The organism is Streptomyces sp. NPDC028711 (genome assembly GCF_055565415.1).
In genome coordinates, this window is record NZ_JBVHUJ010000004.1 from 508,269 (window position 1) to 531,843 (window position 23,575).

The following is a 23,575-nucleotide window of genomic DNA, read 5'->3' on the forward strand; positions in this document are numbered from 1 at the left end:
AAGGGAAAACGGGTCAAACCTCCCTAAGGTGGAGGAATGGGTGAGGACGGGCGGCTGCGGGCCGTAGTGGCGCTGGCGCAGGGGATGGCGGCGGCGCACACTCCACGCGAGTTCTGGCGGGCGGCGGCGCTCGGGTCCTGCGACGGGCTCGACGGGAGCTTCGCCGCCCTGTCGGTCTGGGAGCGGGACCACGGCCGCCTGAAGGTCCTGGTGAACGCGGGGGAGCGGGCCGTGGGGGAGGAGGAGTTCCCGGACTCGGAGACGTATCCGGTGTACCAGTTCCCTGAGATCACCGAGTTCCTGCACGAGCAGTGGGCGGGCGGCGGCGAGCCGGACGCCTGGGTGGAGACCGCGAGGGATCCCGTGTCGACCGGCCGGGTGACCGGGCTGCGCAGGCGGGGCCGGGGCTGCTGTGTGGTCGCCCCGATCGTGCTGCACGGGCGGGCGTGGGGCGAGCTGTACGTGGCCCGCCCGCCTGCGGCGAAACCTTTCACCCGTGCGGACGCCGACTTCGCGACCGTGCTCTCCGCGGTCGTCGCGGCCGGCATCGCCCAGGCCGAACGCCTGGAGGAGGTCCGCAAACTCGCCTTCACCGACCCCCTGACCGGCCTCGCCAACCGGCGGGCCGTCGACACCCGCCTGGACGAGGCCATCGAGCGCTACCGGGCGGACGGCTCCGTCGTCAGCCTGATGGTCTGCGACCTCAATGGCCTCAAGCGCGTCAACGACACCCACGGCCACGCGGTCGGCGACCGCCTCCTCGAACGCTTCGGCTCCGTCCTCTCCCGGTGCGGCGCCATGCTCCCCGGCGCCCTCGCGGCCCGCCTCGGCGGCGACGAGTTCTGCCTCCTGACGGTCGGCCCGACGGCCGACGAGGTGGTCGCGGTCGCCGAGGAACTCTGCGTACGGGCGGCGGAGCTGGAGCTCGGGGAGGGCGTCGCCTGCGGGGTCGCGTCCACCGGCGACCCCATCGGCCCGCTCAAGTCGGCCCGCCGCCTCTTCCGGCTCGCCGACGCGGCCCAGTACCAGGCCAAGGCGGCCCGCTCGACGAAGCCGGTGGTGGCGGGCCGCGACGGCACGGTCGTCCGCCTCGCCGACGCTCCCCCCGGCGCCCGCGACCGCCGCCGCTTCAGGGACGCGCCGCCGGTGGGACCACCACCGGACACGGCTTGAGGCCACCACGGGGTGCGGGATACGGGACGCGGGACACGGGACGGGCGGTGTCACCCGAATGCCGCATTCCTTTTGAGGGGGGAGATCGTTGTGCGGGGTGCGACAACGGCAAGCCCGTTTTGTTTCGAATTTGAATACTTTCGAGACTGCGTCTGCAATGGCGCAGAAGAATCATTCGTGAAACGAGGAGTACATGTACGAGGGAAGCATTCCGCTTGAGGAATTCCTCGACACCATGAACCGGCTCCAGGCCGAATTCGAGCGGCGCCTCGGCGGTATCGAGCGGAAGGGGTCGCCCGTCCCTGCCCGTCCTGCTCACGTGCAGGAACGTTCCAGCTCCTTGTCGACCTGGTCGAATGGGGACGGCTACCGTCCGCTCGGGATCGAGGCGATCTGGACCGGGGGCCGTGGAACATCGGATGGCCGGGAAATCAGTCAGGAAAAACGATCCTCCTCGGCTCGCCTGGACGCCCTCGTCGAGTAAGGGATCCCGGAGAAGCGATCTCGAAGAAACGTTCATGTTGCATGCTGAATCGCCGGGCGAATGATCATCCCTGTGACGGTAGGCGGAGCCTCTCCCGCTCGGCGTAGTAGAGCCGTCTGTGCATGTCTTCCGGGGCGGGGTCGGCGGACGGTTCGTCGAGGTCCTCGCGGGAGCTGACGGGAATGGGGATGCGCAGCCGCGCGAGCTCTGCGGCCACCTGCGCGAATAGCTCGTCATCGTCGAAAGCGATGTCGTACAGGCAGGCTTCGGAGAAGGTGCGACCGCCCAGTTCCCAGTACGTCAACTCCGTGTCGACCTTGATGACCGGGGGCGGCTGCTGGTTCGCCCGCTGCTGCGGGTGCAGCCAGAATCCGTAGAAGTTGCCGTCCTCGTCCTGGGCCACGGCCTTCAGGTGCTCGGCCATCTGCTCGGACGCCGCGCAGTTGGCCATGATGTCGGGATCGGCCCGCTCGTTCTCGCCGAGATAACGGGTGTCGGTCAGCGGGTGTGGGGCACTGGGCTCCAAGAGGGTGATGCCGAACTGCTCGAAGGGGTGTCCGCGCCCTTCCCGCTGAGCTTTCGCCAGGATCCGCACGTCCTCGGGCACGGGATGTCCGCCCAGCCGATCCCGGGAGAACTCCTTCAACCGCTCGTCGAACACAGGTGAATCCTCTCGTTGCCCAAGATGACACCTCGAAGGGTAGGAGGCGCCTCTGACAGCTGGTGATCCGTGGCGCCAACACGCACCTGTCTGTACGGGCTACGGGCTCTAAGGCCGGCTGCGCTCGTACAGGGCGCGCAGCCCTCGGAAGAACCCCTCGCGGTCGGCGGTGGGTAGTTCGGCGAGCAGACGTTCCTCGCCTTCCTGGATCGCGGACTGCGCGCTGTCTCGGAGGCGGCGGCCTTCGGCGGTGAGGGAGAGCAGCCGGGCCCGCCGGTCCGCCGGGTCGGGCTGGCGGCGCAGCAGCGCCCGCGCCTCCAGGTCGTCGAGTACGGGGATGATCCGGGTCTTGTCCGCCCGGATCGCCTCGGCGAGTGCTGCCTGGGTGCGGATGGGCTTCTCGTCGAGGTGGAGGAGGACCGTGTACGCCCACATGGTCAGGCCGTGCGCGTCGAGAACCGGCTGCTCGGCGGCGATCAGGGCACGGCCGAGCGGGACGACCATCGCGGCGAGGTCGGGGCGGGGGCGGGGGTCGGGCTGGGGGTGGGGGGGCGGTGGTTTCGCCGGGGTTCTCGGCGTTGCTCTCGGCCATGGCGAAGAAAATACCCGTTGCCCAGCATCACGGGTTCGCCGCGGCTGCGCGGGGTGAGGGGCGGGAGTTGGCGCACTGGGAGATCCGCCCCTTGGCGGGCTCGGACGCGTCCGACCCCGAGTCTGAGCCTGAGCGGTACGGCGTGGCGGCGGAGGGGGTGGTGGCCGCGTTCGCGGCCGTGGAGGGGCCGGACCAGGCCTTCGTCCTGCCGGAGTTCAGCCGGGACCGCACGTTCCGCCCGAACGGGCCGTGGGATTCCACCTCGTCGACTACGTGGTGCACGGGTGGGACGTAGCCCGAAGTCTCGGACTGCCGTACGCCGTTGGGCCCGAGGTCCTGGCCGTGGCGCTCCCGATCGCGGAGGCGGTGCCGAGGGGGGAGGCCCGCATGGCGCCGGGGAGCCCGTTTGGGCCGGAGGTGCCGGCACCCGACTCCACCTCGGTGGATCCGCTGGAGCGGAGCCTTGGGGTGCTGGGGCGGGTTGGGGCTTGGGGCTCGTAAGGGGAGGGTTCTGGGGGTCGTCGTGTCGGGAGGGTGCGGGTGCGGCCGCGCTCTTTCCGAGTGTGGCGGCCTCCACCGCCGCGTCAAGGGCAAGTCGGCTTCGCCGATGGGCTGCGCCCACCCTTGACACGGCGGCGGAGGCCGCCTTTTCACACTCGGAGGGCGGCCCGGGGGACGGGTCCACGCGGGGGCGCCCCAGTTTGTTGCGCGCCGTAGGCGCCTGTCGGGTTTGCGGGTGGCGGCGAGGCCGGGCATCGGTAGCGGAGGGGTTGGCTGTGTCGGGCCGGTGGGTGGGGGCTTGGCTATTGGCCTGTGCCGGTGGGCGCAGGCCAGTGGGTTCGGGGTGCGCGGTTGTTGAATGGGGCGGCCCGGCGACGCTAGGCGAGTCACGGCCGTCGGTGGGCTGGGATTCAGGCCCCGCTGGTCTGTCTGAGTGGGTGGTGGGGGACTGCCTGGGGAAGTTTCTCACGGTAACTTCGCCCGAGTGGGCGATTTACCCCCTTTGGGGGTCGACTCCTTGCCGGTTACCGCAAGTAGCATGCACGTATCCACGCCCCACCCACCCAGAGCGACCAGCGGGGCCTGAATCCCCGCCACTCACCGACCTCCGGTCGCTGAGCCGAGCCCGGCGGCCCCATTCAACTGCCGCGCACCCCGAGCCGACAGAAACAGCCCCTCCCGCCCCGGCAACGAACCCAGCCCCCACCCACCGGCCCGCCTCCCGCACGCGATGCGCGCGGACTGCCCGGGGCTCGGCGTGGACCCCGCCCCCGGACCGCCCTCCGAGAGGTCTTTCGCTCCTGGAGGCGGTGGGTCAAGGGTGGGCGCAGCCCATCGCGAAGCGACGCCGGCAGGCGCCCTTGACGCATCGCCGGAAGGAGCGACTCTCGGAAAGAGGGCGGTCCCACCAGAAGCCAACCAACCCGGCCCACCCCCAGGACCCCAAGACCCGCACTCCCACCGCGCCCGCATCCCCAAGACCCCCACCCGCCACCGGTCGCCCCCACCGCACCCCGCCCCCCACCCAGCAGACTCACCCTCCATCACCCATCATCGGAACGGTAAGGGTCCGTCCCGCGTCCGGGTCGTGACGAAGTCACCTAGTGACAGGTCGGTCTTCAATCCGTAGGGTGCTGAATATGGATATGCAGACAGTCGTCGTCCTCGGCACGTCCGGCACGACCCCGCAGGACGTCATCGACGTCGCCCGCCACGGCGCCCGCGTCGAGCTGTCGGACGACGCCGTGCAGGCGCTCGCCGCCGCCCGAGAGGTCATCGACGCGCTCGCCGCCAAGCCCGAGCCCGTCTACGGGGTCTCCACCGGCTTCGGCGCGCTCGCCACCCGGCATATCAGCCACGACCTCCGCGCCCAGCTCCAGCGGAACATCGTCCGCTCCCACGCCGCCGGCATGGGCCCCCGCGTCGAGCGCGAAGTCGTGCGCGCCCTGATGTTCCTCCGCCTCAAGACGCTCGCCTCCGGGCACACCGGCGTCCGCCCCGAGGTCGCGCAGACCATGGTCGACGTCCTCAACGCGGGCATCACCCCGGTCGTGCACGAGTACGGCTCCCTCGGCTGCTCCGGCGACCTCGCCCCGCTCTCCCACTGCGCCCTCGCCCTCATGGGCGAGGGGGACGCCGAAGGCCCCGACGGCGAGCTGAAGCCCGCCGGCGAACTGCTCGCCGCCCACGGCATCGCCCCCGTCGCCCTCAAGGAGAAGGAGGGTCTCGCCCTCCTCAACGGCACCGACGGCATGCTCGGCATGCTGATCATGGCCCTCGCCGACCTCGACACCCTCTACAAGTCGGCCGACATCACCGCCGCGCTCTCCCTCGAAGCCCTCCTCGGCACCGAGAAGGTCCTCGAACCCGAGCTGCACTCCATCCGCCCCCACCCCGGCCAGGCCGCCTCCGCCGCCAACATGCTGGCCGTCCTCAAGGGCTCCGGCCTCACCGGCCACGCCCAGGCCGGCGAGGCCCCCCGCGTCCAGGACGCCTACTCGGTGCGCTGCGCCCCGCAGGTCGCCGGCGCCGGCCGCGACACCATGGCGCACGCCCGCCTCGTCGCCGAGCGCGAGCTCGCCGCCGCCGTCGACAACCCCGTCGTCCTCGCCGACGGCCAGGTCCGCTCCAACGGCAACTTCCACGGCGCCCCCGTCGCGTACGTCCTCGACTTCCTCGCCATCGCCGCCGCCGACCTCGGCTCCATCGCCGAGCGCCGCACCGACCGGCTCCTCGACAAGAACCGCTCCCACGGTCTGCCGCCCTTCCTCGCCGAGGACGCCGGCGTCGACTCGGGCCTGATGATCGCCCAGTACACGCAGGCCGCCCTGGTCAGCGAGATGAAGCGGCTCGCCGTCCCGGCCTCCGCCGACTCCATCCCGTCCTCCGCGATGCAGGAGGACCACGTCTCCATGGGCTGGTCCGCCGCCCGCAAGCTGCGCACCGCGATCGGCAACCTCAACCGGATCATCGCCGTCGAGCTGTACGCCGCCACCCGCGGCGTCGAGCTCCGCGAGGGCCTCACCCCGGCCCCCGCCTCCCAGGCCGCCATCGCCGCCCTGCGCGCGGCGGGCGTCGAGGGCCCGGGTCCCGACCGGTTCCTCGCCCCCGACCTGGCCGCCGCGGACACCTTCGTACGGGAAGGGAAGCTGGTCGCCGCCGTGGAGCCGGTCACCGGCCCGCTGGCCTGACACCCACCACCGCCGGCGCGCGGGACCCGACCCCGGGCCCGCGCGCCTCGGCGTCTCCGGCAGCCCCGACCCCGTACGCCGCCGGTCTCAGGAGGCGCGGCCCCTGCGGCGCATCGCGAGCGCCACGAAAGCCGCGCCGACGCCCAGGAAGCCCGTCCCGCCCAGCAGGTACGACGTGGTGTCCCGGCCCCCGGTCTCCGCGAGGCTCCCGCCGTCCCCCGGGGGCGCGTCCTGGACCACTCCGACGCGTACCCCGCTCCGCTCGTCGGTGGCGTTCGCGGACGGTACGAACCACAGGGCGCACAGCAGCGTCCCCGCGGTGGTCGCGGTCAGCAGTCGGCGTCGGGCAGCGGGCACGGAAATGTCGGATCCCCCTTGCGGAAACCGCGAATTGGTCGGTGCGCCGATGCTAATGAACACAGCGGGTCGCGGGAAAGCCGAGGCCTCGTGGCACCTACGCTCCGACCCATGAGCACTTCTGAGACAGCACGCTATGTACGCCTTCGCGTCGATGTGGTTCTGGAGATCGACGGTCCGGCCGAGCTCGCCGAGGCCGCGGAGGCCCGGATCGGCGCCGACGAGTTCATGCCGGAGGAGGAGCGGGTGCACGCCCGGGCCGCCGCGCGCGACGACAGCGCCGAGGCCCTCGCCTACCTCGTCGAGCCCTTCGACCTGATCCGCGACGTCCCCGGCATCGAGATGGTCCAGGCCTCCTGGAGCAGCGAGGAGGTCGAGTGCGACCCCGATGCGCTGGAGTGGGACCTCGGCGAGGAAGATGGGGCGGAGGAAGACGACGACGACCGGCCGTAGGGCATGGTCCACCGGCCGCGAGGCCCGGCGTAGGCCGGGAAGCCTCCCGGCCTGAAGTCGGGTGGCCGGCCCGCACAAAGGCCCCGGGACGCCGTCCCGGGGCCTTTTGCCTGGCCCCGGGAACCGGACGCACCGACCGTGCGTGTCGATCAGTGGTGTTCCCCACATACCGTCCGGTTCAGGAACCGGACGGGGTGTCATGGGTATTCAGGTAAGTGTTGGCAGGGAATCGGCGACGATGGAGATGCGTGTGAAGACGGACGGCAAGCGCCGCAGGAGCCTGGCGGTCGCGGCCGCGGTGCTCGGCGGCGTCATGGTGCTCTCGGCGTGCAACGACGGCGACAAGGGCGGCAGCGCTTCCGGATCCGCGACACCAACGTCACAGGCTCAGGTCGACGAGGCCGTCGAGGCGGCCAAGACGTCCACGGCGCAGATCACCATCGCGCCCAGGAGCGGCACGCAGAACGCGTCCATCAACAACGACGCCAAGGTCACCGTCGCCGACGGCAAGCTCACCGAGGTCACCATGACCTCCGCCGAGGGCACCGAGGTCAAGGGCGAGATAGCGGCCGACGGCCTCAGCTGGAAGCCGAGCGAGCAGCTGGAGCGGGCAACGGTCTACAAGATCACCGCCACCGCCGTCGACGCGGAGGGCCTGGAGGCGCACGAGAACTCCTCGTTCACCACCGTCTCCAAGGCCAACAGCTTCATCGGCAACTTCACGCCCGAGGACGGTTCGACCGTCGGCGTCGGCATGCCGGTCTCGATCAACTTCAACAAGGCGATCACCGACAAGAAGGCCGTCCAGGGCGGCATCACCGTCACGTCCAGCACCGGCCAGGAGGTCGTCGGGCACTGGTTCAACAGCCAGCGCCTCGACTTCCGCCCCGAGGACTACTGGACCGAGGGCTCCACCGTCACCCTCAAGCTCGACCTCGACGGCGTCGAGGGCGCCGACGGTGTCTTCGGCGTCCAGCAGAAGACCGTCACGTTCAAGATCGGCCGCAACCAGGTCTCCACCGTCGACGTCGAGACCAAGACCATGACGGTCACCCAGGACGGCAAGACGATCAAGACCATCCCGATCTCCGCCGGCTCCCCGGAGAACCCGACGTACAACGGTCAGATGGTGATCTCCGAGAAGTTCAAGGAGACCCGGATGAACGGCGCCACCGTCGGCTTCACCGACGACGACGGCAAGGGCGAGTACGACATCAAGGACGTGCCGCACGCGATGCGCCTGTCCACGTCGGGCACGTTCATCCACGGCAACTACTGGGGCCCGGACTCGATCTTCGGCTCCGCCAACACGAGCCACGGCTGCGTGGGTCTCAACGACGTCAAGGGCGCGGGCGACCCGAACCAGTCGGCCGCCTGGCTCTACGACCACTCGATCGTCGGCGACGTCGTGATCGTCGAGAACTCCAAGGACAAGACGATCGCCCCCGACAACGGCCTCAACGGCTGGAACATGAGCTGGGCGGACTGGAAGGCCGGCTCGGCGGCCTGATCCGACCTGTAGTCGTACGAAGACGGCGGCCCCCTCCATCCCGGAGAGGGCCGCCGTTCTCGCCCGGAGGGGCCGCCGTTCTCGTCACCGGACGGCGACCGTGTCGTCCGCACCCCAGCTGGCAAGGAGTCGCAGGGCCTCCTCCGAAGGCGACCCCGGCTCCGCGTGGAAGGTGATCAGGGCCTGCTCCTGATCGTCGGCCACGATCAGCGTCTCGCACCACAGGGTCAGCTCACCCACCAGCGGATGGTGGAGCCGCTTGGCGCCGTGCCCCTTGTCCTTCACATGATGTGCCGCCCACAGAGTCCTGAACGGCTCGCTCTTCACCGACAGCTCGCCGACCAGCGCCGACAGCTGAGGATCGTCCGGGTGACGCACCGCGGCCACCCGCAGATAGCTGACCACCTCGCACGCCTTCTGCTCCCAGTCGACGAACACGTCCCGGCAGCCGCTGTCGCCGAGGAAGAGAAGCCGGGCGATGTTGCGCTCCTCGGGGGGCAGCCTGGTGACGTCGCCGAACAGGGCGGTGGCCATGCGGTTGAACCCGAGGACATCCGTGCGCCGCCCCACGACGTACGCGGGCACCCCGACCATCGCGTCCATCAACTGCTGGATCCCCGGCCGCAGGCGCTGGGTCCGCGGCGGCCGCTTCCGCCCGGGCGCCGGCTTGGCCAGCCGTGTGAGGTGGTCCCGCTCGACGTCGCTCAGCCGCAACGCCCGCGCGATGGAGTCGAGGACCTCCATGGACACGTTGCGGCCGTTGCCCTGCTCGAGCCGCGTGTAGTACGCGACCGAGACACCGGCCAGTTGCGCGAGCTCCTCCCGGCGCAGCCCCGGCACGCGGCGATGCCGCCCGAACTCGGGCAGGCCCACGTCCTCCGGCTTCAGCCTGGCCCGGCGCGAGCGCAGGAATTCACTGAGTTCGGCACTGAGATCCATGCAGCCCGATTATCCCAGGTCGTACGACCACACGGGCAGGCGAACCTGTCCCTGCCAGTGGTAGGCACACCGGTCGTAGGCACGACAGGTGGCTGGGTGATGTCCGGGCTCTCCGGCAGGCTGAGGGCATGACCACGAACGTGACCACCGTCCCCGCCTACGCCGCACCCGCCGCCAACGCCCCCCTGGAGCGCACCACCGTGCCGCGCCGGGCCGTCGGTGAGCACGACGTCCTCATCGACATCAAGTACGCCGGCATCTGCCACTCCGACATCCACCAGGCGCGCGACGGCTGGGGCGAGGGCATCTTCCCGATGGTCCCTGGCCACGAGATCGCCGGCATCGTCGCCGAGGTCGGCCCCGGCGTGACGAGGTTCCAGGTGGGCGACCGGGTCGGCGTCGGCTGCTTCGTGGACTCGTGCCGCACGTGCGAGTACTGCCTGCAGGGCCTGGAGCAGTACTGCACCCAGGGCATGACCGGCACGTACAACGCCCTCGACAAGAACGGCGAGCCGACCTACGGCGGCTACTCCAGCCACATCGTCGTCGACGAGAACTACACCCTGCGCATCCCCGAGGGCGTCGCCCTCGACGAGGCCGCGCCGCTCCTCTGCGCCGGCATCACCCTCTACTCGCCGCTCGCCCACTGGCAGGCCGGCCCCGGCAAGAAGGTCGCGATCGTCGGCCTCGGCGGCCTCGGCCACATGGGCGTCAAGATCGCCCACGCGCTCGGAGCGGAGGTCACCGTCCTCAGCCAGTCACTGAAGAAGCAGGAGGACGGCCTGAAGCTCGGCGCCGACCACTTCTACGCGACGAGCGACCCGGAGACCTTCACCGAGCTCGCCGGCACCTTCGACCTGGTGATCTCGACGGTCTCGGCGCCGCTGGACTTCGGCGCGTACCTGAGCCTGGTCAAGACGGACGGCGCGCTGGTGAACGTGGGCGCGCCCGAGGAGCCCGTCGCGCTCAACCTCTTCTCCCTCATCGGCGGCCGCAAGACCCTCGCGGGCTCGATGATCGGCGGCATCGCCGAGACGCAGGAGATGCTCGACTTCTGCGCGGAGCACGGCCTGGGGGCGGAGATCGAGGTGATCGACGCGGACCGGATCAACGAGGCGTACGAGCGGGTCCTCGCGAGCGACGTGCGCTACCGCTTCGTGATCGACGCGTCGACGATCTGACGCGGGCCGCCGGGGCGTGAGCTCCGGGACATGACCTCCGGGCACGGCCTCCCGGGCCTACCGGGCATGACCTCCGGGGTAATCGACCCCGGAGGTCATGCCCGGCACGCTTGCGTCATGACCGCATACGCCATCGGAAACCTGCAGCCGAAGCCCGCCCTCCACGAGGAGGTCCTCGCCTACATGGAACGCATCCAGGGCACCCTCGACCCCTTCGGCGGCCGCTTCCTCGTCCACGGAGCGCCCGAACGGGAGGTCAAGGAGGGCGAGTGGCCCGGCGCCCTCGTGATCATCGGCTTCCCGACGTACGAGGACGCCCGGGCCTGGTACGACTCCGAGCCCTACCGGGCCCTGATCCCCCTGCGCACCCGGCACATGGCCGGGGACATCCTCCTGATCGACGGGGTACCGGAGGGCTACGACCCGATGACGACCGTCGCGGCGCTGCGTGCCGCGTCAGACGGCACGGCCTGAGCGCAGCTCAAGGCGTGTGCCGCCGAAGCCCGCGCGGAAGCGGCCGTCGTGGGAGACCGCGACGACCGCGCCCGCGAAGGCGGCGAGGGCCGCCTCCGACTCCTCCACCAGAGAGAGCGCCACATGGTTGGTCGGCTCGTCGAGGACGAGCAGATCGGCCGGCCGGGTCACGCTCGCCGTAGGCGAGGAGCTCCTCGGGCGTGGCGGTGCCGAGACGCTCCTCGGCGGCACGCATCTCCCTTTCCATCGCGCGGAGTTGGGCGAGCGCCGCGTCGACGGCGTCCCGCACGGTGTGGTCGGGTCCGAGGCCGAAGGTCTCGGCGAGCGTCTGGGCGAGCCGGGCGACACCGAACTACCGGCCGGAGGGAACCGCCGTGGCATAGGCCAGCAGGTCCGCGAAGCGCAGCCACGGCAGGAGGCACATGTTCAGCGGCGCGTAGCCCGGACGGACGTGGTTCCGGATGCCGGTGATGATGCCGGCGAGCTCCTCGCGTGTCGTGTCGTCCGGGCGCCCGAGGGCGGTGAGCCAGGCCTTTGCGCAGGCGTCGAGACGGCCGTACAGCTCCGCGAGTCGCAGGGCCTCGCCATCGTCACCGGCGAGGGTGGCTGACGGGGGCGACCGCAGGAAGGCCGCGTGGCGGTTCGCCACGGCGGCGACGAGCCCGAGGCGGGAGGGCGCTGTCTCCGTGGGCCAGTGGGGGCGCCACTGCGGTGTGGCGGGCCCGCCTCGGGGAGTTCGGCGGCCGGCCGCCTTCTCCACGCGGCGGCGGGTGGCGAAGGCGGCCACCTCCGCGAGCCGCGCCGCGCGGCTCGCCTCCAGCGTGTCGAGCGCGCGCAGCAGGGCCTCGGTGTCGCTCCGGAGGTCCGGCGAAGGGAGCGCCGTCGCGGCGACGTAGGCCCACGTCGCGTGGAAGCCGAGGGGGCAGTACTGCCCGACGGCACGTCTCAGCGCACTGTGCCGTCGGGCGGGAGGCGACTGTTCGTCACGCACCCCGCGCGCGTAGGTGCGGAAGCTCACGCGGCGAAACCGGGCCGCCGCGTCAGCCGTCGGCCTTCGCCACGCCGATCGGGCACGACACGCCCGTCCCGCCGATCCCGCAGTAGCCCGCCGGGTTCTTGTCCAGGTACTGCTGGTGGTACGGCTCCGCCGGGTAGAAGGGGCGGGTCTCGTCGGCCGGGAGGATCTCGGTGGTGATCCGGCCGTGGCCCGAGCCCGTCAGGACCTTCTGGTAGGCATCCCGGGACGCCTCGGCCGCCGCGGCCTGGGCGGGGGAGTGGGTGTGGATCGCCGAGCGGTACTGGGTGCCCACGTCGTTGCCCTGGCGGAAGCCCTGGGTCGGGTCGTGCGACTCCCAGAACAGCTTCAGGAGGCTCTCGTACGAGACCTTCGACGGGTCGAAGACGACCCGGACGGCCTCGGTGTGGCCGGTCAGGCCCGAGCAGACCTCCTCGTACGCGGGGTTGCGCGTCGAGCCGCCCTGATAGCCGGCGAGGGTCGTCCAGACGCCGTCGGTCTGCCAGAACTTGCGCTCGGCGCCCCAGAAGCAGCCGAGGGCGAAGTCGGCGACCTCCAGGCCCTCCGGGTACGGGCCGAGGAGCGGGTTGCCGAGGACGGTGTGGCGCTCGGGGACGGAGAACTCGGGCTCCGCACGGCCGGGCAGCGCCTGCTCGGGGGTGGGGAGGACGGGGGTGCGGGACAGGAACATGCTGCATCTCTCCTCGACGGTCGGCAGTGGACACAACAAGGAAGCGGGGGGAAACCTTCCCCCCGCAAACGCGTCCCCCGCCCCGTCCCGCAGCGCGCGGCCGTCAGCGCGGCAGCGTCGCCGGGCTCCCGCCGTTCGCCTCGTACCCCGCCACCGCCAGGTTCCGGACGACCGTGAACGCCGCCGCCGGGTCCCCGCTCAGCGTCCACGGCACCGCGCCCACGTGCCCGTCGACCTTCACCAGCTGGTGCATGGCCTCCGACCAGCGCTCCGCGCGCACCAGGAACCAGACGAGCAGATGGCGGACGTGCGCCAGCATCGGGTCGTCGGCCCGGGCCGAGTGCACCGCGTACAGCGCGCCGTCCATCGCCTTCGACACCACCGCCGTACGGAAGAAGTCCTGCACGAGCACCACGTCCGGCACGTGCTCGTACACCGCGAACAGCGGAAGCGCCGCGAGCAGCGAACCCCGCGGGGCGCGCGCCGCCGCCGTCGTCGCGAAGTGGTCGGCCTCCTCGCGGGATCCGTGCCACTTCTCGCACCAGTAGTGGAGCGCCGCCAGGTGCGCCCCCATGTGCTGCGGTGCCCGGTCGATGACCTGCGCCCACACCTGGTCGAACTGCTCGTGGCCGTAGCCGAGGCCGCGCGCCACGGCCAGCTGCGTGATGTACGGGACGGGGTCGCCCGGGGCGAGCAGCGCCGCCTCCTCGGTGACCTTCCGCGCCTCCTCCAGGATGATCCGGAAGTCGTCGGTCCCCGCCGCCGAGGAGCGCCACGCCTGCTGCACGAGGAACTCCGCGTGCACGGCCGCGCCGCCCGCGTCCTTGGGGGCGTCGGCCCGCCAGGACCGCAGCCACGCCCCGCCGACCCCGGGCCGTTCCTGGAGCTCCAGGGACGCGGCGCCCGCGAAGGCCTGGACGCGCTGCCAGCGCACCTCGCCGTCCTTGTCGGTGGCGGCGAGCAGCCGTGACGCGGCCCGCCAGTCCTGGGTGGCCTGGACGACGTCGAGCACGTGCAGGAGCTCGTCGTCGGCGCCCGGAAGCCGTACGTCCTGGTCCTCCTGCCGTACGAATCCGTACGCCTCGGGGTCGGCCGCGTCCGGCGATCCGGGCGCCGCGAGGCGGATCCCGCCACCCCGGCGGCGCAGCAGATAGGGACCGAGGACGCCGAACAGAAGGCCGAGCGCGATCAGGAACCAGAGAATGTCCATCTGTCCATTGTCCAGGACACCCGATGAGACGAACGAGGCGACGGTGGTCCTGCGGCACTACGCTCCTGACCATGAGCGACCAGCACTCCCATCAGAGCTTCGAGACCCGCGCGATCCACGCGGGCAACACCGCCGACCCGCTGACCGGCGCGGTCGTCCCGCCCATCTACCAGGTGTCCACCTACAAGCAGGACGGCGTGGGCGGGCTGCGCGGCGGTTACGAGTACAGCCGCAGCGCCAACCCCACCCGTACGGCCCTTGAAGAGAACCTGGCCGCCCTGGAGGGCGGCCGGCGCGGTCTCGCCTTCGCCTCAGGCCTGGCGGCCGAGGACTGCCTGCTGCGCACGCTCCTCGCGCCCGGCGACCACGTGGTCATCCCGAACGACGCCTACGGCGGCACGTTCCGGCTGTTCGCCAAGGTCGTGGAGCGCTGGGGCGTGGACTTCTCGGTGGCGAACACCTCCGACGTCGACTCGGTGCGGGACGCCCTCAACGACCGTACGAAGCTGATCTGGGTCGAGACCCCGTCGAACCCGCTCCTCGGCATCACCGACATCGAGGCGGTCGCGGGCGTCGCACGTCAGGCCGGCGTGAAGCTCGTCGTCGACAACACCTTCGCCTCGCCGTACCTCCAGCAGCCGCTGGCGCTCGGCGCGGACGTCGTCGTGCACTCGCTCACCAAGTACATGGGCGGCCACTCGGACGTCGTCGGCGGCGCGCTCGTGACGGCCGACGAGGCGCTCGGCGAGGAGCTGGCGTACCACCAGAACGCGATGGGCGCGGTCGCGGGTCCCTTCGACTCGTGGATCGTGCTGCGCGGCATCAAGACCCTCGCGGTCCGCATGGACCGGCACAGCGAGAACGCCGAGAAGATCGTCGAGATGCTGACCCAGCACCCGAAGGTCACGCAGGTGCTCTACCCGGGCCTTCCGGAGCACCCGGGGCACGAGGTCGCGGCCAAGCAGATGCGTTCCTTCGGCGGCATGATCTCCTTCCGCGTGCAGGGCGGCGAGGACGCGGCGGTCGAGGTCTGCAACCGCGCCCAGCTGTTCACCCTCGGTGAGTCGCTCGGCGGTGTCGAGTCCCTCATCGAGCACCCCGGCCGGATGACCCACGCGAGCGTCGCGGGCTCGGCCCTCGAGGTCCCCGCGGACCTCGTCCGTCTCTCGGTGGGCATCGAGAACGTCGACGACCTGCTCGCGGACCTGCGCCAGGCGCTGGGCTAGCGGCTACGGAGGACCCCGGGCCGACCGCCGTACGGAAGGCCCGGGCGCGACCGCCGTACGGAAGGCCCGGGCGCGACCGCCGTACGGAAGGCCCGGACGCCCTAGGGCGCCCGGGCCCGCGTCGTTCAGGTGCCGGGCAGCGGGTCCTTCATCGAGGCCCGGACCTCCTCGCGGAACTCGGGAGTGTCCGTGTGCTCGTGCACGGAGACCGCGTGGGCGACGGCCGCCCGCAGAAGTTCGTCCTCCTCGCCCGACATGTAGAGCGAACAGCCGGAGACGCTCGGGGCGTCGCGGCAGTCGGTTGCTTTCCTCGTCATGACGACCTCCAGACCGGCCCCTCCTCCAGGCTAGGCCCGTCTTCACCAGCCTTCGAGCGGTGGCGTCGTCTCGGCCGGCGGGACCTCCCAGGGCCGGGCCGCCGACGCCCACACGGCGAACGCGAGCACCGCGACGACGAGCAGGCCCCACAGCAGCCGGCGCGCAAGGCGTTCGCGGCGGGCCCGCCGGGCCCCGCTCGCCGCTGCCCGTACGGCGAGGTCGGCGGGGACCGGCGGGTGCGGGGTGTCGAGGATGCGGCGGACCGCGGCCTCCTTGTCCTCGTGCCGGGTCACGCGGCCGTCTCCCGGGGCGGCGTCTCCCGCCGGGCGGCCGGACGCGCGTCGCCCGGGTGGCCGTCCCGACGTGCGTCGTCCGAGGGCGCGTCCCGGCGCGCGTCCTCCCCGGGCCCGTCCCGACGCGCGTTCCGTTCCCGGGCCGCCGTCCTGAGCGTGGCGACCGAGCGGGCGCAGACGGCGCGGACGCGGGCCTCGGACAGTCCGAGCAGCGCCGCCAGCTGCTCCTCGGCGACGCCCTCGTACAGCCGGAGGACGACGACGAGCCGTTCCTGCGGGTGGAGCGCGGAGAGGACTCCGCCGCGGCCGCCGCGGTGCCGCCAGGCGGTGCGCGCGAAGCGGGCGGCGAGGTCGCGCCGGGTCAGGTCGTACGGATCCTCGTCGCGCAGTCGGCCCCAGACCGCGTACGTGTGGGCGAGGGCGGCGGTCAGCAGGGCCTGGGCGCGCGGGTTGCGGGTGCGGGTCTCGGCGGTGAGGAGGGTCGCGGCGTGCAGCAGCCGGCCCGCCGCCCCGGCGACGAACGCGTCGAACTCACCGCTGCGGTCGGCGCGTTGGACGCCGGCCCCGCTCCGCTGCTCTCGCACGTCCTCATCAGAGGACAGCGAGGGTGCGGGGTCAAGAGGTCGGCGCGGACTAGGGGGTGTCTTGCCCCCTAGCTCGACCCCTCGGCCGCGGAGGCGCTCGCCGGCCCGGCCGGCGAGGTGCTCCCGGGCTCCCCGGCGGACGTGCTCCCGGACCCGGCCGGCGACGAACCCGCCGACTCCGCCCCGGACGTGCTCCCGGACTCGCCCGCCGACTCCGCCACCCCGTGCCCCGTGTGCGCCGACTGCCGTGCCGACAGCGCCGTGTTGAAGCGGGTGAGCAGCGTGCAGAAGGACTCCCGCTCGGCCTGCGTCCAGCCCTCGGTGACCTCCACCATCAGCTGGCGGCGCGAGGAGCGGACCTCCTCCAGGCGGGACAGGCCGCGCTGGGAGAGCTGGAGGACGACCGCCCGTCCGTCCTCGGGGTGCGAGGTGCGCTTCACCAGGCCGGTGTCGACGAGCGGGGCGACCTGGCGGGTGACGGTCGAGGAGTCGATGCCCATGCCCGCGGCCAGCGCCTTGACGCCCATCGGGCCTTCCTGGTCGAGCCGGTTGAGCAGGAGGTAGGCGGCGCGGTCCATCGAGTTCCGCAGCTGGCCCGTCCCGCCGAGGCGGGTCTGCTCGGCGCGGCGGGCGAAGACGGCCACCTGGTGCTGGAGGGCATCGAGGAGACCGGGGTCGAGCGCAGTCGTCATGTCCTGAGATGTGGGCATGGCTGTGGGTCTCTCTCGTGCGGGGGTGGTCGGTCGGTGGGGGACAGAGTACGCGGCCCCGGGGAGGTCCGTACCGGGCCTGCGCAAACCGGCTGGAGCACCTGCCCGCCGGGCGGCCACGGGGGCCGTGAGCTGCGAGACTTCTGTCATGAGCTTGCGTACGCCAGACCCCTTGCACCGGTTGATGCTCGACGACGTGCGGGGGGCGCGGAAGATGCTGTCCGGGGTGGCCCGGATGACGGCGATGGAGGGTAGCCGCCATCTGTCGTCGCTGGTGGGGGCGCCGGTGCACCTCAAGTGCGAGAACCTGCAGCGGACCGGTTCCTTCAAACTGCGCGGGGCGTACGTGCGGATCGCCGGGCTGCGGCCCGAGCAGCGGGCCGCCGGGGTCGTCGCGGCCTCGGCCGGCAACCACGCGCAGGGGGTCGCGCTCGCGTCGAAGCTCCTCGGGGTGCACGCCACCGTCTTCATGCCGGTCGGCGCCCCGCTGCCGAAGGTCGCGGCGACCCGGGAGTACGGCGCCGACGTCCGGATGCACGGCCATGTAGTGGACGAGACGCTCGCGGCGGCGGAGCAGTACGCGCGGGAGACCGGCGCCGTCTTCATCCACCCCTTCGACCACCCCGACATCATCGTGGGGCAGGGCACGGTCGGCCTGGAGATCCTGGAGCAGTGCCCGGAGGTCCGGACGGTCCTCGTGGGCGTCGGCGGCGGCGGTCTCGCGGCCGGCATCGGGCTCGCCGTGAAGTCGGTGCGCCCGGACGTGCGGGTGATCGGCGTGCAGGCGGAGGGTGCGGCGGCCTATCCGCCCTCGCTGGCCGCCGGGCACCCCGTGGTGGTCGAGTCGCCGGTGACGATGGCGGACGGGATCAAGGTGGGGCGGCCCGGCGACGTGCCGTTCGCGCTGATCCAGGAGTACGTCGACGATGTCGTGACGGTCTCCGAGGACGCCCTCTCCTCGGCGCTCCTGCTCTGTCTGGAGCGGGCGAAGCTGGTCGTGGAACCGGCGGGGGCGAGCCCGGTGGCGGCGCTGCTCAGCGACCCGAAGGCGTTCCGGGGGCCGGTGGTGGCGGTCCTGTCCGGCGGGAACGTCGACCCGCTGCTGCTCCAGCGGATCCTGCGGCACGGCATGGCCGCCGGGGGCCGCTATCTGAGCCTGCGGCTGCGGGTCACGGACCGGCCGGGCGTCCTCGCGACCCTGCTCGCGGTCCTCACGGTGGCCGACGCGAACGTCCTGGACGTCAGCCACGTACGGACCGACCCGAGGCTCGGCCTGACGGAGGCGGAGGTCGAGCTGCACCTGGAGACGAAGGGCCCGGAGCACTGCCGTGAGGTCGAGGACGCGCTGAAGGACGCCGGGTACACGGTTCTCGCCTGACCGACGCGGAGCAAGATCATGTGGCGTGGGTCACATATTCACTGGGCGGGGCGGGCCCGCTGATCCTAGGATCGGTGGGGCAAACGCCTCCTCTCCCCGGGAGAACCCACATGCCAGGCGCGATCCATGCCGAGGGTCTGGTGAAGACCTTCGGCGACGTACGAGCTCTGGACGGCGTGGACCTCGACGTGCCGGAGGGCACGGTCCTCGGTCTGCTCGGCCCGAACGGCGCGGGGAAGACGACCACCGTGCGCGTGCTGACCACGCTCCTCCAGCCGGACAGCGGCAGGGCCTTCGTGGCCGGCATCGACGTGCTCAAGCACCCCAACGAGGTGCGCCGCTCGATCGGTCTCTCCGGCCAGTTCGCGGCGGTCGACGAGTACCTCACCGGCCGCGAGAACCTCCAGATGGTCGGGCAGCTCTACCAGATGAAGGCGAAGGCCGCGAAGGCCAGGGCCGGTGAGCTCCTGGAGCGCTTCGGACTCGCCGACGCCGCCGACCGCACCGCGAAGACGTACTCCGGCGGCATGCGCCGCCGTCTCGACCTCGCGGCGGCCCTCGTCGTCGCCCCGCCGGTGATGTTCATGGACGAGCCGACCACCGGCCTCGACCCCCGCAACCGGCAGGCGCTGTGGGAGGTCATCAAGGAACTCGTCGCGGGCGGTACGACCCTGCTCCTCACCACGCAGTACCTGGAGGAGGCGGACCACCTCGCCCACGACATCTGCGTCGTCGACCACGGCAAGGTCATCGCGCGCGGCACCTCCGACGAGCTCAAGGCCCAGACGGGCGGCGAGCGCGTCGAGGTCGTCGTCCACGAACCGGAGATGATCACCGGCGCCCGTGACGTCCTCGCCCGCTACGGCATCGAGGGCATCGGCCACGGCGAGGTCTCCGTCGAGAGCCACACCCGCAAGCTGACCGTCCCCGTCACCGGCGGCGCCAAGCTGCTCGCCGAGGTCATCCGCGACCTGGACGCCGTCGGCGTCGAGATCGACGACATCGGACTGCGCCGCCCCACGCTCGACGACGTCTTCATCTCCCTCACCGGCCACGCGGCCGAGCGGGACGAGGAGGAGGACGAGGCGGCGGCCGGCCGGAAACGCGGCGGGACGAGCCCGAAGGAGGCCGTGAAGTGACCACTGTCCTGGAGGGGACGGACCGCCCGGCCGCCCCGCGCCCGCGTGGCGGGGTCGTCCAGTCCGTCGGCGACTCGCTGGTCATCGCGCGCCGCAATCTGATCAGGATGTCCCGGATCCCCGAGATGGTCATCTTCGGGCTCATCCAGCCGATCATGTTCGTGGTGCTGTTCAGCTACGTCTTCGGCGGCTCCATGCAGATCGGCGGGTCCACCTCGCCGAACGTCTACCGCGAGTTCCTGATGGCCGGCATCTTCGCCCAGACCGTCACGTTCGCGACGGCGGGCGCGGGCGCGGGCATCGCGGACGACATGCACAAGGGCCTCATCGACCGCTTCCGCGCCCTGCCGATGGCCCGCGGCGCGGTCCTCACCGGCCGTACCCTCGCCGACCTGGTGCAGACGACGCTGACGCTCTTCGTCCTCGCGATCGTCGCGCTCCTCGTCGGCTGGCGCATCCACGAGGGCGTCCCGAAGGCGCTGGCCGCCTTCGCGCTCCTGCTCCTCCTGGGCTACGCGTTCTCGTGGATCGGGGCCCTGATCGGCCTCTCGGTCCGTACGCCGGAGGCGGCGACCTCGGGCGGGCTGATCTGGCTCTTCCCCGTCACCTTCATCTCGAACGCGTTCGTGGACTCCAGCAAGCTGCCCTCCTGGCTGCAGCCCATCGCCGAGTGGAACCCGTTCAGCGCGACGGTCCAGGCCTGCCGTGAGCTCTTCGGCAACCCGGGCGTCTCCGCGTCCGACGCCTGGCCGATGCAGCACCCGGTGTGGGCGTCGCTGATCTGGTCGGTGCTGATCATCGTGGTCTTCCGGACGCTCTCCGTACGGAAGTACCGCTCGGCGACGGCCTGACGGAGCCGCGCAAGGCAAAGGGCCGGACCCCCTCGGGGGTCCGGCCCTTGGCGTGGATCAGGCGCCTCAGCCGGTGTACGGCTTCGCGCTGAGGATCTTCACCGCGGCCTTCTTGCCGTTCGGCAGCTCGTACTCGGCGTCGTCACCGGCCTTCTTGCCGTTGACGCCGACGCCGAGCGGCGACTGCGGCGAGTAGGTCTCGATGTCACCGCTCGCGTACTCGCGGGAGGCGAGCAGGAAGGTCATCGTGTCGTTCTCGTCGCCGTCGAAGGCGATCGTGACGACCATGCCCGGCTCGACGACGCCGTCGTCCGCGGGGGCCTCGCCGACCTTGGCGTGCTGGAGCAGCTGGGTGAGCTGGCGGACCCGGAGCTCCTGCTTGCCCTGCTCCTCCTTGGCCGCGTGGTACCCGCCGTTCTCGCGCAGGTCGCCCTCTTCGCGCGCGGCGGCGATCTTGGCGGCGATCTCGGTACGCGCGGGACCAGACAGGTACTCAAGCTCGTCCTTGAGCTTGTTGTACGCCTCCTGGGTGAGCCAGGTGACGTTGTCGCTGGTCTGGGTCACAGGTGCTCCTCGTAGGTACTGGGAATACAAAGCATCGCCCTACACGGGGAAACGGTGCTGTCCCGGGTGGGCGAAACCACGAGCCTAACAATGAGTGGCGAAAAGCGGGAGGACATAACCATCAGGAATGGCGTCACCCCAGGTCACCGTGGTGACTCGCCGGGACTCGACACCCGCTCCGTACCCACCGCTACCGGGCCGTACACCCCACGAGCTCGGCACTCGTCGCGTGCGCGGTCGTACGGAGCGAGAAGACGCTGTCGACCCGGGTGGCGGGGTCGTCGACGCGCACGTCCTTGCGGGCCACCTCGGCGCCGTCCTCGGCCCGCGAGCGGAGCGTGCAGACGCCGCGGACGCCCTCGTCCTTGCGGATCTCCAGGTGCACCTGGACCTCGGTGGGGCTCACCACGTCGAACTTGATCATCTCGGCGCTGATCCTGCTGTCGACGACGTAGTGCCAGCCGAACCAGCCCATCAGGCCGAGGAAGAGGACACCGAGCACCGCGCCCGTGATCGTGAGCCTGCGGTCCGCCGCCCGGTCCGCTGAGCGCCCGTAGCGCTCCTCGGACAGCTGCTCTCGCACCGCGCTCATGATCGATCCTCTCGAAGCCGGGGGTGGCGGAATTTTCACTCCCCCGATTCCGTCACTATAGAGACCACCCTCCGCGTCGAATCACTGAGGATCGAGTCTTGACTGAGCAGCTGCGACTGATGGCCGTTCACGCCCACCCCGACGACGAGTCGAGCAAGGGTGCGGCCACGATGGCCAAGTACGTGTCCGAGGGGGTGGACGTCATGGTGGTGACGTGCACGGGCGGCGAGCGGGGCTCGGTCCTCAATCCCCGGCTCCAGGGTGACCCCTACATCGAGGCGAACATCCACGAGGTGCGCCGCAAGGAGATGGACGAGGCCCGCGAGATCCTCGGCGTCTCCCAGGAATGGCTGGGATTCGTCGACTCCGGCCTCCCCGAGGGCGACCCGCTGCCGCCGCTTCCCCAGGGCTGCTTCGCCCTGGAGGACGTCGACACCGCGGCGGGAGCCCTTGTCCGCAAGATCCGCTCCTTCCGTCCGCAGGTCGTCACGACCTACGACGAGAACGGCGGGTACCCGCACCCCGACCACATCATGACCCACAAGATCTCCATGGTGGCCTTCGACGGCGCGAACGACGCCGAGAAGTACCCGGAGGCCGAGTTCGGCCCGGTCTGGCAGCCCCTGAAGCTCTACTACAACCAGGGCTTCAACCGTCCCCGTACCACGGCCCTGCACGAGGCGCTCCTCGCCCGTGGCATGGAGTCGCCGTACGGGGAGTGGCTGGAGCGCTGGAAGGAGTTCCAGCGCAAGGAGCGGACGCTCACCACGTTCGTGCCCTGCGCCGACTTCTTCGAGACCCGCGACAAGGCCCTGATCGCCCACCGCACCCAGATCGACCCCGACGGCGGCTGGTTCCGGGTCCCGATGGAGATCCAGAAGGAGGTCTGGCCGACGGAGGAGTACGAGCTCAGCAAGGCGCTGGTCCCGACCTCCCTCCCCGAGGAAGATCTCTTCGCGGGCATCCGCGACAATGCCTGACATGAGCGCACACCTGGCACTGACCCAGCTTGTCCCCTTCGCCGCCGAAGAGCTGGACAAGAACAAGGTGACCCCCGGCGTCCTCGGCTTCGTCGTCTTCGCGGTCCTGGCCCTCGCGGTCTGGCAGCTGATGAAGTCGATGAACCGCCACATGGGCAAGGTCTCCTTCGAGGAGGCCCCCGACCCGGCGGCCGCCGCGGCCGTGAAGCCCGGCAAGGCGGCGGCAGGGGAATAGCCGGCGGTACGTCGCGGACTCAGGGCCCCGGGACCTCCCGGGGCCCTGAGTCGTACTCGCACCCGGGCGCGGGCTCCCCGCGTGGGTCGCCACCCGCTGCCGCGCGGTCGACCCTTGTCCCGCCTGGCCTCGCGGGGGGTCGGCGGCCGTACCGAACACATGCCCTTCGAGATCACGTCCGATGGCGTTCATCTGCCAAATAGCGCATCAGGGTGATCAGCCGGAACCAATCCCGTCTCCGGCAGTTGATCAGCGTGCTTCGGTACGGAGCACTCCCAGGGCCCTCCAGCTCAAGAAGGAAAATCTCGTGATCAAGAAGGTTCTCGCCACCGCGGCAGTTGCGGCCTCCGTCGTCGGTATGTCCGCTGCCACGGCGACCGCGGCGGCCGATGACGGCAACAGCACCAACGTCATCGGCAACACGTCGAAGCAGGCCATCGGCAGCAACTCCACCGGCGGCTACATGAGCCCGAACTTCGGCCTCATCAACGGTGGCGTCCTGCACTGCTTCGACATCCAGGACATCACGGCGCAGGTGCCGGTCATCAACCTCGTCTCGGTTCCGATCGACGACGTTCTGAGCCCGAAGCAGAACATGACCTGCACGCAGAACTCGGTCGAGCAGAGCCAGAACAACCCGCTGTCCGACCTCGTCGACCTCCTGGCCGACAACGGCAACACCGACGTCAGCTGACGTCAGCTTCGTCGCTGGGCGGCCCCGCCCTTCGCAGCTCCACTGCGAAGGGCGGGGCCGCTCCGGCGTACCGGCGCCGC

The 23,575-nt window shown here is 71.2% G+C and carries 27 protein-coding genes and 2 pseudogenes; 14 read left to right on the forward strand and 15 right to left on the reverse strand.

Annotated elements, in window-relative coordinates; all coding sequences use genetic code 11:
• The first annotated feature begins 36 nt into the window (after window positions 1-36).
• Together ACZ4VK_RS16875 and ACZ4VK_RS16880 are read left to right on the forward strand one after the other, a co-directional pair.
• Complete coding sequence (locus ACZ4VK_RS16875) at window positions 37-1,173, forward strand: GGDEF domain-containing protein (RefSeq protein WP_468352886.1); 1,137 nt, start codon at window positions 37-39, stop codon at window positions 1,171-1,173.
• Window positions 1,174-1,366: 193 nt separating this feature from the next.
• Complete coding sequence (locus ACZ4VK_RS16880) at window positions 1,367-1,657, forward strand: hypothetical protein (protein ID WP_468352888.1); 291 nt, start codon at window positions 1,367-1,369, stop codon at window positions 1,655-1,657.
• A gap of 64 nt (window positions 1,658-1,721) precedes the next feature.
• Here ACZ4VK_RS16880 and ACZ4VK_RS16885 read toward each other — a convergent pair whose 3' ends face one another.
• The 3 genes from ACZ4VK_RS16885 to ACZ4VK_RS16895 form a co-directional block, all read right to left on the reverse strand.
• The gene (locus ACZ4VK_RS16885) at window positions 1,722-2,318 is read right to left on the reverse strand and encodes a hypothetical protein (RefSeq protein WP_468352890.1); all 597 of its coding nucleotides are present in this window, start codon (window positions 2,316-2,318) and stop codon (window positions 1,722-1,724) included.
• Window positions 2,319-2,426: 108 nt separating this feature from the next.
• Complete coding sequence (locus tag ACZ4VK_RS16890) at window positions 2,427-2,822, reverse strand: MarR family winged helix-turn-helix transcriptional regulator (RefSeq protein WP_468352892.1); 396 nt, start codon at window positions 2,820-2,822, stop codon at window positions 2,427-2,429.
• 115 nt (window positions 2,823-2,937) lie between these two features.
• Complete coding sequence (locus ACZ4VK_RS16895; RefSeq protein ID WP_468352894.1) at window positions 2,938-3,192, reverse strand: hypothetical protein; 255 nt, start codon at window positions 3,190-3,192, stop codon at window positions 2,938-2,940.
• Between the two features lie 1,364 nt (window positions 3,193-4,556).
• Here ACZ4VK_RS16895 and hutH point away from each other — a divergent pair.
• Complete coding sequence (hutH, locus tag ACZ4VK_RS16900; RefSeq protein ID WP_468353298.1) at window positions 4,557-6,101, forward strand: histidine ammonia-lyase; 1,545 nt, start codon at window positions 4,557-4,559, stop codon at window positions 6,099-6,101.
• A gap of 87 nt (window positions 6,102-6,188) precedes the next feature.
• On the opposite strand, the gene ACZ4VK_RS16905 is transcribed toward hutH, so the two are convergent.
• The gene (locus ACZ4VK_RS16905; protein WP_468352896.1) at window positions 6,189-6,458 is read right to left on the reverse strand and encodes an LPXTG cell wall anchor domain-containing protein; all 270 of its coding nucleotides are present in this window, start codon (window positions 6,456-6,458) and stop codon (window positions 6,189-6,191) included.
• A 111-nt stretch (window positions 6,459-6,569) separates the two neighbouring features.
• On the opposite strand from ACZ4VK_RS16905, the gene ACZ4VK_RS16910 reads away from it, so the two are divergent.
• Window positions 6,570-6,911 carry a hypothetical protein gene (locus ACZ4VK_RS16910; RefSeq protein WP_468352898.1) on the forward strand — a complete coding sequence of 114 codons (342 nt, stop codon included), beginning with the start codon at window positions 6,570-6,572 and terminating at the stop codon, window positions 6,909-6,911.
• 238 nt (window positions 6,912-7,149) lie between these two features.
• Entirely contained in the window at window positions 7,150-8,421 is a 1,272-nt protein-coding gene (locus ACZ4VK_RS16915) for a L,D-transpeptidase (RefSeq protein ID WP_468352900.1), read from the forward strand.
• Window positions 8,422-8,505: 84 nt separating this feature from the next.
• On the opposite strand, the gene ACZ4VK_RS16920 is transcribed toward ACZ4VK_RS16915, so the two are convergent.
• Window positions 8,506-9,360 (reverse strand): helix-turn-helix domain-containing protein, encoded by an 855-nt coding sequence (locus tag ACZ4VK_RS16920; protein WP_468352902.1) that lies wholly within the window; start codon window positions 9,358-9,360, stop codon window positions 8,506-8,508.
• A 128-nt stretch (window positions 9,361-9,488) separates the two neighbouring features.
• On the opposite strand from ACZ4VK_RS16920, the gene ACZ4VK_RS16925 reads away from it, so the two are divergent.
• Both ACZ4VK_RS16925 and ACZ4VK_RS16930 read left to right on the forward strand, forming a co-directional pair.
• Window positions 9,489-10,541 carry an NAD(P)-dependent alcohol dehydrogenase gene (locus tag ACZ4VK_RS16925; RefSeq protein ID WP_468352904.1) on the forward strand — a complete coding sequence of 351 codons (1,053 nt, stop codon included), beginning with the start codon at window positions 9,489-9,491 and terminating at the stop codon, window positions 10,539-10,541.
• A 117-nt stretch (window positions 10,542-10,658) separates the two neighbouring features.
• The gene (locus tag ACZ4VK_RS16930) at window positions 10,659-11,015 is read left to right on the forward strand and encodes a DUF1330 domain-containing protein (protein WP_468352906.1); all 357 of its coding nucleotides are present in this window, start codon (window positions 10,659-10,661) and stop codon (window positions 11,013-11,015) included.
• Here the strand turns inward: ACZ4VK_RS16930 and ACZ4VK_RS16935 are convergent.
• The 4 genes and pseudogenes from ACZ4VK_RS16935 to ACZ4VK_RS16950 all read right to left on the reverse strand — a co-directional run.
• Window positions 10,998-11,186 (reverse strand): annotated as a pseudogene (locus ACZ4VK_RS16935) (ABC transporter ATP-binding protein); the annotation flags it as partial. The gene ACZ4VK_RS16930 and the pseudogene ACZ4VK_RS16935 sit on opposite strands and share 18 nt — an antisense overlap.
• 181 nt (window positions 11,187-11,367) lie before the next feature.
• Entirely contained in the window at window positions 11,368-12,033 is a 666-nt protein-coding gene (locus ACZ4VK_RS16940) for a hypothetical protein (RefSeq protein WP_468352908.1), read from the reverse strand.
• Window positions 12,034-12,055: 22 nt separating this feature from the next.
• Window positions 12,056-12,721, reverse strand: coding sequence for a peptide-methionine (S)-S-oxide reductase MsrA (gene msrA, locus ACZ4VK_RS16945; RefSeq protein WP_468352910.1), 666 nt, complete (start codon window positions 12,719-12,721; stop codon window positions 12,056-12,058).
• A 103-nt stretch (window positions 12,722-12,824) separates the two neighbouring features.
• On the reverse strand, window positions 12,825-13,931 hold the full coding sequence (locus ACZ4VK_RS16950) for a hypothetical protein (RefSeq protein WP_468352912.1): 1,107 nt from the start codon (window positions 13,929-13,931) through the stop codon (window positions 12,825-12,827).
• A 71-nt stretch (window positions 13,932-14,002) separates the two neighbouring features.
• On the opposite strand from ACZ4VK_RS16950, the gene ACZ4VK_RS16955 reads away from it, so the two are divergent.
• Complete coding sequence (locus ACZ4VK_RS16955) at window positions 14,003-15,157, forward strand: cystathionine gamma-synthase (protein WP_468352914.1); 1,155 nt, start codon at window positions 14,003-14,005, stop codon at window positions 15,155-15,157.
• 125 nt (window positions 15,158-15,282) lie between these two features.
• Here ACZ4VK_RS16955 and ACZ4VK_RS16960 read toward each other — a convergent pair whose 3' ends face one another.
• The 4 genes and pseudogenes from ACZ4VK_RS16960 to ACZ4VK_RS16975 form a co-directional block, all read right to left on the reverse strand.
• Entirely contained in the window at window positions 15,283-15,474 is a 192-nt protein-coding gene (locus ACZ4VK_RS16960) for a DUF1059 domain-containing protein (RefSeq protein ID WP_468352916.1), read from the reverse strand.
• Between the two features lie 42 nt (window positions 15,475-15,516).
• A complete protein-coding gene (locus ACZ4VK_RS16965; protein WP_468352918.1) occupies window positions 15,517-15,768 on the reverse strand; it encodes a hypothetical protein in 252 nt (83 codons plus the stop codon).
• The gene (locus tag ACZ4VK_RS16970; protein ID WP_468352920.1) at window positions 15,765-16,352 is read right to left on the reverse strand and encodes a sigma factor-like helix-turn-helix DNA-binding protein; all 588 of its coding nucleotides are present in this window, start codon (window positions 16,350-16,352) and stop codon (window positions 15,765-15,767) included. The genes ACZ4VK_RS16965 and ACZ4VK_RS16970 overlap by 4 nt, the downstream gene beginning before the upstream one ends.
• Before the next feature lie 236 nt (window positions 16,353-16,588).
• A pseudogene (locus ACZ4VK_RS16975) lies at window positions 16,589-17,062 on the reverse strand (MarR family winged helix-turn-helix transcriptional regulator); the annotation flags it as partial.
• A gap of 148 nt (window positions 17,063-17,210) precedes the next feature.
• Between ACZ4VK_RS16975 and ilvA the strand changes: the two are divergent.
• From ilvA to ACZ4VK_RS16990, 3 genes are all read left to right on the forward strand, one after another.
• Window positions 17,211-18,440, forward strand: a complete 1,230-nt coding sequence (ilvA, locus tag ACZ4VK_RS16980) for a threonine ammonia-lyase (RefSeq protein WP_468352922.1) — start codon at window positions 17,211-17,213, stop codon at window positions 18,438-18,440.
• 110 nt (window positions 18,441-18,550) lie between these two features.
• Window positions 18,551-19,579: an ATP-binding cassette domain-containing protein gene (locus ACZ4VK_RS16985; RefSeq protein ID WP_468352923.1), complete on the forward strand. Its 1,029-nt coding sequence runs from the start codon at window positions 18,551-18,553 to the stop codon at window positions 19,577-19,579.
• Entirely contained in the window at window positions 19,576-20,430 is an 855-nt protein-coding gene (locus ACZ4VK_RS16990; RefSeq protein ID WP_468352925.1) for an ABC transporter permease, read from the forward strand. The genes ACZ4VK_RS16985 and ACZ4VK_RS16990 overlap by 4 nt, the downstream gene beginning before the upstream one ends.
• A 66-nt stretch (window positions 20,431-20,496) precedes the next feature.
• On the opposite strand, the gene greA is transcribed toward ACZ4VK_RS16990, so the two are convergent.
• Window positions 20,497-20,994: a transcription elongation factor GreA gene (gene greA, locus ACZ4VK_RS16995; protein ID WP_030548867.1), complete on the reverse strand. Its 498-nt coding sequence runs from the start codon at window positions 20,992-20,994 to the stop codon at window positions 20,497-20,499.
• A gap of 190 nt (window positions 20,995-21,184) precedes the next feature.
• Window positions 21,185-21,586, reverse strand: coding sequence for a DUF4307 domain-containing protein (locus ACZ4VK_RS17000; RefSeq protein WP_468352927.1), 402 nt, complete (start codon window positions 21,584-21,586; stop codon window positions 21,185-21,187).
• A gap of 98 nt (window positions 21,587-21,684) precedes the next feature.
• Here ACZ4VK_RS17000 and mca point away from each other — a divergent pair, with 98 nt between their 5' ends.
• From mca to ACZ4VK_RS17015, 3 genes are all read left to right on the forward strand, one after another.
• On the forward strand, window positions 21,685-22,566 hold the full coding sequence (mca, locus tag ACZ4VK_RS17005; RefSeq protein ID WP_468352928.1) for a mycothiol conjugate amidase Mca: 882 nt from the start codon (window positions 21,685-21,687) through the stop codon (window positions 22,564-22,566).
• Complete coding sequence (locus tag ACZ4VK_RS17010) at window positions 22,559-22,801, forward strand: hypothetical protein (RefSeq protein WP_468352930.1); 243 nt, start codon at window positions 22,559-22,561, stop codon at window positions 22,799-22,801. The genes mca and ACZ4VK_RS17010 overlap by 8 nt, the downstream gene beginning before the upstream one ends.
• A gap of 307 nt (window positions 22,802-23,108) precedes the next feature.
• On the forward strand, window positions 23,109-23,495 hold the full coding sequence (locus ACZ4VK_RS17015; RefSeq protein ID WP_468352932.1) for a rodlin: 387 nt from the start codon (window positions 23,109-23,111) through the stop codon (window positions 23,493-23,495).
• The last annotated feature ends 80 nt before the right edge of the window (window positions 23,496-23,575 follow it).

What these genes read in the sequence shown, in the direction of transcription:
- ACZ4VK_RS16875 (WP_468352886.1), top strand. Translation starts at nt 37, where the DNA reads ATGGGTGAGGACGGGCGGCTGCGGGCCGTAGTGGCGCTGGCGCAGGGG.
- ACZ4VK_RS16880 (WP_468352888.1), top strand. Translation starts at nt 1,367, where the DNA reads ATGTACGAGGGAAGCATTCCGCTTGAGGAATTCCTCGACACCATGAAC.
- ACZ4VK_RS16890 (WP_468352892.1), bottom strand. Translation starts at nt 2,822, where the DNA reads ATGGTCGTCCCGCTCGGCCGTGCCCTGATCGCCGCCGAGCAGCCGGTT.
- hutH (WP_468353298.1), top strand. Translation starts at nt 4,557, where the DNA reads ATGCAGACAGTCGTCGTCCTCGGCACGTCCGGCACGACCCCGCAGGAC.
- ACZ4VK_RS16910 (WP_468352898.1), top strand. Translation starts at nt 6,570, where the DNA reads ATGAGCACTTCTGAGACAGCACGCTATGTACGCCTTCGCGTCGATGTG.
- ACZ4VK_RS16915 (WP_468352900.1), top strand. Translation starts at nt 7,150, where the DNA reads ATGGAGATGCGTGTGAAGACGGACGGCAAGCGCCGCAGGAGCCTGGCG.
- ACZ4VK_RS16920 (WP_468352902.1), bottom strand. Translation starts at nt 9,360, where the DNA reads ATGGATCTCAGTGCCGAACTCAGTGAATTCCTGCGCTCGCGCCGGGCC.
- ACZ4VK_RS16925 (WP_468352904.1), top strand. Translation starts at nt 9,489, where the DNA reads ATGACCACGAACGTGACCACCGTCCCCGCCTACGCCGCACCCGCCGCC.
- ACZ4VK_RS16930 (WP_468352906.1), top strand. Translation starts at nt 10,659, where the DNA reads ATGACCGCATACGCCATCGGAAACCTGCAGCCGAAGCCCGCCCTCCAC.
- msrA (WP_468352910.1), bottom strand. Translation starts at nt 12,721, where the DNA reads ATGTTCCTGTCCCGCACCCCCGTCCTCCCCACCCCCGAGCAGGCGCTG.
- ACZ4VK_RS16950 (WP_468352912.1), bottom strand. Translation starts at nt 13,931, where the DNA reads ATGGACATTCTCTGGTTCCTGATCGCGCTCGGCCTTCTGTTCGGCGTC.
- ACZ4VK_RS16955 (WP_468352914.1), top strand. Translation starts at nt 14,003, where the DNA reads ATGAGCGACCAGCACTCCCATCAGAGCTTCGAGACCCGCGCGATCCAC.
- ACZ4VK_RS16960 (WP_468352916.1), bottom strand. Translation starts at nt 15,474, where the DNA reads ATGACGAGGAAAGCAACCGACTGCCGCGACGCCCCGAGCGTCTCCGGC.
- ilvA (WP_468352922.1), top strand. Translation starts at nt 17,211, where the DNA reads ATGAGCTTGCGTACGCCAGACCCCTTGCACCGGTTGATGCTCGACGAC.
- ACZ4VK_RS16985 (WP_468352923.1), top strand. Translation starts at nt 18,551, where the DNA reads ATGCCAGGCGCGATCCATGCCGAGGGTCTGGTGAAGACCTTCGGCGAC.
- ACZ4VK_RS17000 (WP_468352927.1), bottom strand. Translation starts at nt 21,586, where the DNA reads ATGAGCGCGGTGCGAGAGCAGCTGTCCGAGGAGCGCTACGGGCGCTCA.
- ACZ4VK_RS17010 (WP_468352930.1), top strand. Translation starts at nt 22,559, where the DNA reads ATGCCTGACATGAGCGCACACCTGGCACTGACCCAGCTTGTCCCCTTC.